Raw genomic sequence first — 11,852 nt, 5'->3', positions numbered from 1 at the left:
TCTTAACAACTTAATATCGCGGGATGGAGCAGTTGGTAGCTCGTCGGGCTCATAACCCGAAGGTCATAGGTTCAAGTCCTATTCCCGCAACCATATAAGCGTTCTAATATTTAGAACGCTTATATTATTTTTTGAACTATGTTTTTAGTACTGTATTTCATTAAAATAGCTTTATACTTCAATTCTATATTTCAACTATTTATCCATCCTTAATTTTCTTAAAAATGTTGACAAATTTCTATAATTATCATATATTATATATGAACACATGAACACATGAACATATGTGCATATGAGGAGTGATTAAAATGTTTTCTGAAAAAGAAAAAATAGATGTCTGTGATTGTAACGTAATCCACCCTGATATAATCAAAAATGTCAGGTCACATATGATAGATGAAGAGTTACTTTATGATTTATCAGATTTATATAAAATATTTGGAGACACAACAAGGGTTAAAATCTTACATGTGCTATCACTTTCAGAAATGTGTGTATGTGATATTGCAACCTTACTAGGAATGAAACAATCTTCCGTATCCCACCAGCTTAAAACATTAAGAACTGCAAAACTTATTAAATATAGGAGAGCTGGCAAAGTTGTTTATTATTCCTTAGATGATGACCATGTTAAACAAATATTTAATCAAGGACTTGCACATCTAACCGAGAAATAAAATTCGACTAACCAATTAAATATATAACAAAATGTTTCTCTGCTCGCCAATATATAAAAGTTTCATATTATAGCAATAGAAGGAGGCGTTTTTTATGGCTGAAAATACAAAAAAAGAATTATTACTAGAAGGTTTATGCTGCGCTAACTGTGCCGCAAAAATAGAAACAAGAGTCAAAGATTTACCTGGAGTAAATAATGCATCAATGAATTTTGTAAATAAAGTTCTTACAATTGAAGTAGATATACCAGAAAATATATCTAACGTTATGGGAATGTCAAAACAAATAATTAATCGTATTGAGCCTGATGTAATTGTTAAGGAAAGAGTGAAAAATTACAAAAAGGTTGAATCAAAACAAGATATCCATATAAATCAAACCTTTATAGATAGGTTAAAAGAAAAAAAAGATTTATTACTAATAATACTTGGTGCAATTATTTACCTAATCACCTTCTTCTTAAGTAATGGTTCAAATATAAAACTTCCACTATACATTATTGCTTTCTTATTAATAGGTTCCGAAGTTCTTGTTAAATCTTTTAAAAATATTTTAAAAGGCGAACTATTTGATGAAAATTTTTTAATGAGTATTGCTTCCATTGGTGCTTTGGCAATTAAACAATATCCAGAAGCTGTTGGAGTTATGCTTTTTTATCAAGTTGGTGAGTTCCTGCAAGGAATTGCTGTGAATCATTCAAGAAAATCCATCTCAGCCCTTATGGATATAAAGCCTGACTTTGCAAACCTGAAGATAGGTACTGACCTAAAAAAAGTGGATCCAAATGATGTAAATGTTGGTGATATAATAATTATAAAACCTGGTGAAAAAGTTCCTCTTGATGGTAATGTTATAGATGGAAAATCTCTTATGAATACTTCAAACCTCACAGGTGAATCTGTTCCAAGAGAAGTAGAAGTAGGAAGTACCGTACTAAGTGGTTTTATAAATACCACTGGTCTTTTAACTGTGAAAGTTGAAAAAGTCTTTGGAGAATCTTCCATAGCAAAAATCTTAGAGTTAACCGAAAATGCAAGTTCAAAAAAAGCAAATGCTGAGAACTTTATAACTAAATTTGCTAGGTATTATACTCCCATTGTTACATTTTCAGCATTAGCATTAGCATTTATACCACCTCTTATTATTCCTGGCGCTGCTTTTTCAAGCTGGTTATATAGAGCCTTAATTTTCCTTGTTATATCTTGTCCATGTGCTCTTGTAATATCAGTTCCATTGGGTTTCTTTGGTGGAATCGGTGCCGCTTCAAAAAAAGGCATTCTTGTTAAAGGAAGTAACTATTTAGAAGCACTTAATGATGCCAGTATAGTAGTTTTTGATAAAACTGGAACTTTAACAAAAGGTGTATTTAATGTAACTGAAATTTTTGCAAACACAAAATTTGATAAAAACGCATTACTCCAGTATACAGCCTTTGCTGAAAGCTATTCAAATCACCCAATCGCAACATCCATTGTAAAATACTACAATATGCCCATAGACACAAACAATATATCAAACTATACTGAGCTTTCCGGCTATGGTGTTAGTGCTGATGTTAATGGTAAAAATATACTCGCTGGTAATTCAAAACTTATGGATAATAATAATATTCAGCATATAAATATAGATTCCTTTGGAACCATAATTCATGTTGCTATTGATAAGGTTTATGCTGGTTATATTATAATTTCCGATGAAATAAAAGATGATTCAAAAGTTGCTATAAAAGAACTTAAAAAGATTGGCATCAAAAAAATTGTTATGCTTACTGGGGACAATAAAAAAGTTGCTACTATAATCGCCGAGAAATTAGGTATTGATGAAGTTTACTCAGAACTTTTACCACAACAAAAGGTTGAAATACTAGAAAGCCTATATACAAATATGTCTAATAAAGAAAAATTGTTATTTGTTGGTGATGGTGTAAATGATGCTCCCGTACTTTCCAGAGCAGATATCGGAGTAGCTATGGGTGGTTTAGGTTCAGATGCTGCTATTGAAGCATCTGATATAGTAATTATGAATGATGAACCTTCTAAACTAGTAACAGCTTTAAAAATAGCATCAAGGACAAAACACATCGTAGTTCAAAATATTGTTTTTGCATTAAGTATAAAAATTATTCTTTTAGTTTTTGGTGCTTTAGGTTTCGCTACAATGTGGGAGGCAGTTTTTGGAGATGTTGGCGTAGCATTAATTGCAGTTTTAAACTCAATGAGAGTCTTGAATGTAAAAAAAATATAAACTTATAATTCTAAAATCCAACTTTTCAAGTTATTGAATATTTATCAGCTAAAACCGAGAAATAATAAAATAAAAAAGTCCACAGATTTAGTAAACATAATCTGCGGACTTTCTTTTTCTATATGGTACTATTTCGCCCAAGGAAAACTTGCCTCTTGCATCTCGACTTAAAATATAATTTCATAAATCCCTATTATTATAAGTATAATTCCAGCTAAAGGAGCCGAAAGTTTTCCTAAAAAATTTTGAATATAATCATGCCCAAGTTTAATGCCAGCCCAAATAGAAAGTAAACTGATTATAAATGCAAATATTGATGTCACAAAAGGATTTATACCTGCAAGTCCTGCCCCAATTCCATTTGCCATATTATTAAGTGCTAATGCACATCCTAAAATAATGCTTTCACTGACACTAATGTATCCTGAGAAATCCAAATCTGCTAAAAAAGGATTTTCTAATATCTTTGGGATTTTGCCAATAGATCCATAACTACTTATTTCAATTTTACATACTTGACTTTGATTTTTATTACTATCATCTTTAAATATGTTTCTCATCTCTTTTACAAAAATCCAGCATCCAACTACAATTATTATTATCGAACCTAAAAATGTTGCTTGTTTTTGGTTCAATACATTCGAAATCACTGAACCTAGAAGCATTGATATAAGCGTACCTAACCCAGTTATAAAAGCTATAATTAAGTTTGATATAAATGGTATCTGCATTTTTCTAGTACCATATGAGATTCCAACTGCAAAATTATCTGTATTGCTTACCACTGCTAGTAACATCATTACAACAAAATATGACTTTATCATAATGTTCCGCCCTTCACATTAATCCGTATAAGTATTATATGTTTGTGCGAAAGGCTTTGTTACTAAATGCCAAGATTTCAGCTTCAATCATTGAAAATTTGCGAATGAAATGCAATTTTCAAGGTAAAAGTATATTAAATATTTTTTTAAGTTCAGCTTCATCTTTTTGGTTTCTCTGGGTATAATTTTTAAACTGCTCATCATCAATTTTATTGATGTCAAAATATTTTGCGTCATCACTACCAAAATAAAGACCACACGTACTTGCAACAGGAGACATCATGTAATTTTCTGTCAAATTTATTTTAAGTTCTCCTTTCCTATCCAAAAGCTTAAATAACTTGACTTTTTCTGCATGATCCCTTAATGATGGATAACCAAACGCAGGTCTTATGCCTATATATTCACCTTTAAATAAACTCCCCACTTCTAGGTCTTCTGAAGGCGAATATCCCCAATATTTTTTTCTAATTTCAAGATGAAGATATTCCGCAAAGGCTTCTGCAAGTCTATCTGCAAGTATGATAACCATGGATGCACCATAGTCATCCCCACTTGCCTTTAATTTATCTGCATATTCTTTTGCACCAATTCCCCCCGTTGTAATGAATCCGCCTAGATAATCCTTAACTCCACTATTTTTAGGAGCCACATAATCGGATAGACACCTATAAATATTCTCTTTTTTGCTTTCCTGTTGCCTTAGCAAGTTAAATGTAATAACCTCTGACCCACTATAAATTTCAATATTATCTTCTATTGCGTTTGCTTCAAAAATACCAAACACACCGTTAGCTGTTAATACATTTTCATTTTCAATTTTATCTAGCATTTTATTTGCATCATAAAATAATTTTTTAGCCTCTTCACCAAACTTTGGATCCTCCATTATTCTTGGATATACCATTCCCATATCCCAAGCAATAAAAAAGAAACTCCAATCAATATATTTTCTTAATTTGGCAATGGGGAAATTTAATAATTTTTTTATTCCTAAAAAATTAGGTTTTGTTATATTAGCAGTTTTCCAATCCTTACTGAAACTATTTTCTCTTGCATATTCTAAAGATACAAACTTTCTTGGGAACCGAGCATAATTTTCTCTTATTGTCTTGTATTCCTCTTTAATTTGTTTCAAATATTGTGTCTTCTTATCTTTATTTAAAAGCAATTTTGCTGCTTCTACTGCTTTTGAAGCATCTGTTGTATGAATAACTCCTTTTGAGTACATAGGTTCAATTTTTAAAGCGGTATGAGTCTTTGAAGTTGTTGCACCACCTATCATAAGTGGAATATTGAACCCTTGTCTTTCCATCTCTTCTGCCACATTTGCCATTTCCTCTAGAGATGGCGTAATAAGCCCACTGAGAGCAATTATGTCAGCCTTTTCACGTTTTGCAGTTTCCAATATCACCTCTGCTGGTACCATAACTCCAAGGTCTATAACTTCAAAATTATTACAAGAAAGAACTACTGATACAATATTTTTACCTATATCATGAACATCTCCTTTAACTGTTGCAAATACAACTTTTCCAACACTAGAACTTAGTCCACCTTTTTCCTCTTCAATATACGGAGAAAGACATTCTACCGCACGTTTCATAACCCTAGCACTTTTAACTACTTGAGGAAGAAACATTTTTCCCTCTCCAAACAATTCACCAACAACTTTCATGCCATCCATAAGTGGTTCCTCAATTATTTGCAGTGCCTTGTCATATTCTCCTCTGGCTTCTTCCACGTCTTCCTTAATAAACTCAGTTATACCCTTTATTACAGCGTGCTTTAATCTAGACTTACAATCCTCATTTCTCCAAGAATTTTTATTACCTTCTACTTTTTTATCGGAGACCTTATAACTTTCTGCAAATTCCAAAAGTTCTTCTGCCGCTAATGAATGTGTGTTTAGAATTACATTCTCAACCTTTTGTAATAAATCTTTATCAATTTCATCGTAGATTTGAATCATTCCAGCATTTACAATTCCCATATCCATACCAGCTTTAATTGCATGATACAAAAACGCTGAATGCATTGCTTCTCTTATTCCATTATTTCCTCTAAAAGAAAATGAAAGATTACTAACTCCACCACTTACTTTAGCATAGGGCAAATTTTCTTTAATCCACCTAGTAGCATTAATATAATCTACAGCATAGTTGTTATGTTCCTCCATGCCTGTAGCTATAGCTAAAATATTCGGATCAAATATAATATTTTCTGGCGAAAACTTAACCTGATCAACTAAAATGTCATATGCTCTTTTACATATATTTATCTTCTTCTCATAAGTATCTGCCTGACCTTTTTCATCAAAAGCCATGACTACAACCCCTGCTCCAAATTTTTTTATTAAATTTGCACGTCTTATGAATTCCGCGTCACCGGCCTTTAAACTTATTGAATTTACAATTGCCTTACCTTGTATGGCTTTTAATCCGGTTATTATAACTTCAAATTTTGAAGAATCAATCATTACGGGTACCTTTGATATTTCCGGTTCACTGGCCACAAGTTTGAGAAAAATATCCATCTCTTCTTTTGATTCTAAAAGTGCATCATCAAAATTTATATCAATTATTTGTGCACCGTTTTCCACTTGTTCTTTTGCTACTGATAATGCTTCTTCATATTTTTTTTCCCTAATTAGTCTTGCAAATTTAGCCGAACCTGCCACATTTGTTCTTTCTCCAATGTTTACAAATTTATTTTCTTTGCTTATTTTCTGAGCTTCTAGTCCACAATATATAGTCTCTGGTTCTATATCAGGAACGATTCTAGGTTTAATACCTGCTACCGAATCACTAATTGCCTTAATATGCTCCGGTGTAGTTCCACAGCAGCCTCCAACAATATTTAAATGTCCTTGACTAGCTAATCCCTTAACAAGCTGAGCTGTGATTTCTGGAAGTTCATCGTACTCACCAAATGAGTTTGGAAGTCCTGCATTTGGATAAAAAGTGACATACCTGTTTTGTGTCTTAGAAAGATATTTTATAAATGGTATAAGTTCCTTAGCTCCAAATGAACAATTAAGTCCTATTCCAATTACATCCTCATCCACCATAGTATTGGCAAAAGCTTCTAAAGTCTGCCCTGATAAAATTCTTCCACTTTTATCTGCAATAGTTCCGGATATTATAATAGGTAACCTTTTACCTTTTTTTAGAAACATGTTTTTTGCTGCAAATAATGCGGCCCTTGCATTTAAAGCATCAAATATGGTTTCAATTATTAGAATGTCCACCTTTCCATCAATCAAACCATCAATTTGTTCACTGTAAGCTTCAACAAGTTCATCAAAACTAGTATTCCTGAGCCCAGGGTTTTCAACATCTGGAGAAAGGGATGCAGTTCTATTTGTAGGTCCGATAGCTCCAGCTACAAACCGAGGTTTCTCCGGAGTTTTCTCAGTATATTTGTCTGCCGCCTCTCTTGCAAGTTTTGCTCCATTAAAATTTATTTCATATATTTTTTCTGTCATATCATAGTCGCTCTGAGAAATTCTAGTTCCACTAAAAGTGTTTGTTTCAATTATATCTGCCCCAGCTTCTAGGTATCTCTCATGAATACTACTAATGATATCCGGATTTGTAATATTTAAAATATCATTATTTCCCTTTTGGTTAATTGAGCAGTGGCAATGCCCACTGTAGTCTCCTTCAGCTAATTTATAATCTTGTATGCAAGTTCCCATGGCACCATCTAGTACCAGTATTCTTTTCTTTAATAAATTTTTTATATTGTAATTCATAGATCATAGCCCCCTCATAAATATAATTTAATACACAAAAAAGCTGCATTTCATAAGAAAAGCAGCGTAAATTATATAATTCGCTCCTTTCTTATCTTTCAGAAATATATTTCATTTCTGCAGGAATTAACACCGTTACATTCGAATGAGAATGCCGGTTGTTGGGTTTCATAGGGCCAGTCCCTCCACCTCTCTTGATAAGAACAAGATTTTATTCAATTTTATATCACATATATAAATTTTAAACATTATGTTTAACATTGTCAATATATTTTTAAGATTTTATATTTTGTTTGAAAATTAAATAGTAATTTTATTATGATTAAATAATCTATTGAAATTTAATTTATATTATGCTATAGTATATCGTTGCATAAGCAATATATTATAAAAAGTTCATAACCCATTCAAACTACCAAAAACAACTATAAATAATCGGAGGTTCACAAATGAAAACACGAACTAATAAAACTTTCAAAAGCATTCGTATTAAACTCCTTGTTATAATGCTTTTATTGTGCATATTACCAGTTATCTTCCTTGGTTACATATCTTATATTAAATCATATAACATATTAAGTAAAAGACTGGACACTAGTACAAATCAAACATTAAAAGAAATCGACACAGGAATTAATAATTATTTTTTAGCAATGGATAGTGATATCAATCTTCTAAGCAACGATTACGATATTATGAATTTATCATCGCATCCCGACTTTCAGCAATATGCATTAAGCTTTATTACAGAAGTTAAGAATAGTAATAATAGCCTCATGAACGTTTATTTTTCTGATGCTAGTAAACACATGACAATTTATCCTCAACAACAGTTCCCTGCAGGTTATGACCCAACTACCAGAGGATGGTATACTGATTCTCTGAAAAATCCAAATAAAATATCATATAGCCCTGTGTATAAAGACTCGGTTACAGGTAAAAATATTATAACTATTTCAAAACCGGTATATAATGATGGACATTTAGTAGGAGTTGTAGCCCTAGATATTGATTTAAGTACACTAAGTAATAATCTAGTAACTTCCAAGATAGGTAATTCAGGTTATATTTTCCTGACTGACAAAGATGGAACCATGATTGCTAACAAAGATAAATCTCTGCTAGGAACAAAAAAAATAACCACTAGTGAACTTTGGGGTAAAATAAAATCTAGTAAATTTGGTTTTACTGAATACAAGGATAATGGTAATGAAATGTTTTCTTCATATCAGACAAATTCTCTAACTGGATGGAGAGTAGTTAGTTCATTATATAAAAGCGAACTATCAAATGATACTAATTCAATTATGTATATATCCTTTTTCTGCATATTGGCTACAATTATTTTGGCAATTATAATTTCATATCTAGTAAGCGATAGTATTGTTAAAAAATTCAATATATTAAAATTTGCATTTTCAAAGGCATCCAGTGGTGATTTATCTGTAAAAACTAATATAAATTCTGGTGATGAATTCGAACTTTTAAGTGATGATTTTAATGACATGATTAATAATATAAGCCAAATGACCAAAAGTGTAAAAAAATCTTCTGATAATATTTTAAATACTTCTAACATTATTAGTAGCATGTCCAGAGAAACTTCAACTTCAATCACTGAAGTTGCAACTACCATTGATCAACTTGCACAAGGTTCAAGTGTTCAAGCGCACAATATATTTGGTAGTGTAGATGAGTTTGATTCCTTGGCGTCAAAAATGGAAAATATAAGTACCGCAACTGAAAATATAAACGATATTTCTAAAAGCACCCGTAATTTGGCTAAAAAGGGTTCTGGAATTATGACTACATTAACTGAGAAAACTAGCTCTGTAAACAAATCTTCAAATGAAGTTGCCCAGGCTGTAAATGATATGACTGAATCTTCTAAGGAAATAGGTCTTATTACTGAAACAATAAACAGCATAGCACAGCAAACAAACTTACTTGCTCTAAATGCTGCTATTGAAGCAGCCCGAGCAGGTGATGCAGGAAAAGGTTTTTCTGTAGTTGCTGAAGAAATCCGAAACTTAGCTGAAAAATCCACTAATTCCACAAATGAGATTTACAATTTAGTAGAAAAGATCAAAGCAAAGAATATCACTGCAACAAAATCAATTAATACTTCTATGAGTATAGTAAAAGAGCAAAGCGAGGTAGTAAATCAAAGTGAAACTATATTTAGTGAACTCTCTGATTCAATAGAACTTTTGATAAGTGATATTTCCTCTATTAAAAATCACATTATGGATACAAACAAAAGTAAAGACGATATATTGGGCAAACTGCAAAATATATCTGCGGTCTCTGAAGAATCTTCCGCTAGTACTGAAGAAGTATCAGCTACAACAGAAGAGATAACTGCTACTATGTCTGAATTCAACAATGTAGCACAAAAACTAAAAGAAATTACGGATACTCTAGAAACAGAAATAAATAAATTTAGTTAATAATAAAACAAGCCAATAACCAGGGGTGGTTATTGACTTGTTTTTTATTTAACCTTAATATATAAGTAAAACTTAGATTAAATTTGATTTTAAAAGTAAAAATACGATTAACTATTAGGAGAATACTATGAACACAACAGTTTATTTGATACGACATGGAGAAACGGAATGGAACAAACTTGGGAAATTTCAAGGAAGCAAAGACATATCTCTGTCTGAAGAAGGAATTTCACAAGCAAAATATCTAGCTGAAAGATTAGTTGGAAGCTTCGATTATCTTTATACAAGCCCTTTAATTCGTGCTTTAAAAACGGCAGAAATTATAAGTGAAAAATCAAAAATTAAACCAACAATTTTCACTGAAATGCGAGAAATAAACTATGGTGATTGGGAAGGCCTTAACGTACATGAAATAAAAAAAGCCTATTCTCATGAATTTGATTTATGGAAAAATGACAAAATAACAGCCCCTATATGTGGCGGAGATGGAAGCCTTAAAAATGCTGCCAAAAGAGGTAAGGATTCAGTTTTAAAAATAGTCCAAGTTCATCCAGGGAAAAGAATAGTTATAGTAGCGCACGGAGGAATAATAAAAGCTGCTATTATTGGTCTTTTAAATCTCGAAATGACCATGTACCACAAAATGTCCATTGGAAATACTTCAATAACAAAACTTATATTCAATGATAAATTTGAACCAGTAATAGAATTTCTGAACGATACAAATCATTTGATTGATACTGTTTAGATATTATTTGATTATAAGGGTCTTACCCTTATAATCAAATCAAACCTTCAAGGCATTTTTATCTAATGTCCATTGTTGATTGTTTTCTAGACTAATTAAATACATTATTAAAATAGTTTTCCGTGATCCCTATTACTTCCAATTCCCATGAATTTTTTTCATATATATGGTTTGCACCCTCTATAATTTCAAGCTTAGAGTTATTTCGATAAATTTCCATATACTTTTGTGAAGCTTTTAAAGGAACTACTTCATCTTTATTACCGTGTATAATAATGGATTTATTTTCATAATTTGCTGCTCTATCATATATCTTTATATTTTTTATATCATCAATGAATTTTTTCCCAAGAAGCAATCCCTCCACATCAAAGTTTCCAGTCTGAATAAATTCTTCTAATTTGTCACCTACATATGCGTTAGATAATATTATTTTGTCCATAGTTCCTGCAGGTGACCAAAGACAAAGTGTATTAATCTCATCTTTTCTATCTCCAGCAATAATACTTGCAATAGCTCCCCCCATACTGAATCCCATTATTCCTATTCTTTCCTTATCTATAAAATCCAAATTTTTTACATAATCCAAAATATTATTGGCATCTTCTATTTCCGTTCTAAGTGTCATATCAACAAATTCCCCGTCGCTTTCACCAGAACCAGAAAAATCAAATCTAATACTTGCAATTCCTAATTTTTCTAATTTTCTCGACAGTTTTACAAACATAAAATGAGGTCCCATTTTATTGCCACAAAATCCATGATATATTATAACTATGGGTACCTTTTTATTCACACCATCAGGAATATGAAGTGCACCTCTTAACATTAAATTACCGCTTTTTATCTCTACTGATTTCTGCATTACAAACACCTCTATCTTTTCCCTAGTATTCCTATATACTTAATATATTGTTTTTATTGTATTTTGTCAATAAGTAATTTCTTAACATTACATGAATAAATCATAAAAATCAATTATTAGGTTTGATTTCACCAACCATAATAATATAGTTACTTTATTCCCCATTAATTTCTATAATAATCCAATTTTATTGTTATTGCCGTTAAATGTTTATTAATAGCTTGTGTTTTCCTAAAATTTTATCTATAATTACATTGTATTTGGTAAATTTTATTATTTAAATCAA

Annotated in this window: 7 protein-coding genes, 1 tRNA gene and 1 riboswitch; of the genes, 5 read left to right on the top strand and 3 right to left on the bottom strand. The window is 31.3% G+C overall.

Annotated features, from left to right (window positions below; translation table 11 throughout):
* Positions 1–17: 17 nt before the first annotated feature.
* The 3 genes from BR66_RS0121710 (at position 18) to BR66_RS0121700 (ending at position 2,922) form a co-directional block, all read left to right on the top strand.
* Positions 18–93: transfer RNA gene (locus BR66_RS0121710), tRNA-Met, on the top strand.
* Between the two features lie 215 nt (positions 94–308).
* A complete protein-coding gene (locus BR66_RS0121705) occupies positions 309–677 on the top strand; it encodes an ArsR/SmtB family transcription factor (protein ID WP_026884795.1) in 369 nt (122 codons plus the stop codon).
* A 94-nt stretch (positions 678–771) separates the two neighbouring features.
* Complete coding sequence (locus BR66_RS0121700; protein WP_026884794.1) at positions 772–2,922, top strand: heavy metal translocating P-type ATPase; 2,151 nt, start codon at positions 772–774, stop codon at positions 2,920–2,922.
* 167 nt (positions 2,923–3,089) lie between these two features.
* On the opposite strand, the gene ytaF is transcribed toward BR66_RS0121700, so the two are convergent.
* Together ytaF and metH are read right to left on the bottom strand one after the other, a co-directional pair.
* Positions 3,090–3,746, bottom strand: coding sequence for a sporulation membrane protein YtaF (gene ytaF, locus BR66_RS0121695; protein WP_035796855.1), 657 nt, complete (start codon positions 3,744–3,746; stop codon positions 3,090–3,092).
* A 118-nt stretch (positions 3,747–3,864) separates the two neighbouring features.
* The gene (metH, locus tag BR66_RS0121690) at positions 3,865–7,503 is read right to left on the bottom strand and encodes a methionine synthase (protein ID WP_026884792.1); all 3,639 of its coding nucleotides are present in this window, start codon (positions 7,501–7,503) and stop codon (positions 3,865–3,867) included.
* Between the two features lie 88 nt (positions 7,504–7,591).
* Positions 7,592–7,707, bottom strand: a riboswitch (SAM riboswitch).
* Positions 7,708–7,952: 245 nt separating this feature from the next.
* On the opposite strand from metH, the gene BR66_RS0121685 reads away from it, so the two are divergent.
* On the top strand, positions 7,953–9,953 hold the full coding sequence (locus tag BR66_RS0121685; protein WP_026884791.1) for a methyl-accepting chemotaxis protein: 2,001 nt from the start codon (positions 7,953–7,955) through the stop codon (positions 9,951–9,953).
* Between the two features lie 127 nt (positions 9,954–10,080).
* Positions 10,081–10,701: a histidine phosphatase family protein gene (locus tag BR66_RS0121680; protein ID WP_026884790.1), complete on the top strand. Its 621-nt coding sequence runs from the start codon at positions 10,081–10,083 to the stop codon at positions 10,699–10,701.
* 91 nt (positions 10,702–10,792) lie between these two features.
* Here the strand turns inward: BR66_RS0121680 and BR66_RS0121675 are convergent, their stop codons facing one another.
* Positions 10,793–11,566, bottom strand: a complete 774-nt coding sequence (locus BR66_RS0121675; protein WP_026884789.1) for an alpha/beta fold hydrolase — start codon at positions 11,564–11,566, stop codon at positions 10,793–10,795.
* Between the last annotated feature and the right edge of the window lie 286 nt (positions 11,567–11,852).

Origin of the sequence: Clostridium akagii DSM 12554 (assembly GCF_000686725.1) — a bacterium.
GTDB lineage: Bacteria > Bacillota > Clostridia > Clostridiales > Clostridiaceae > Clostridium_I > Clostridium_I akagii.
Note: the sequence above shows the minus strand (reverse complement) of the source record. Positions and strands in the feature narration are given on the sequence as shown.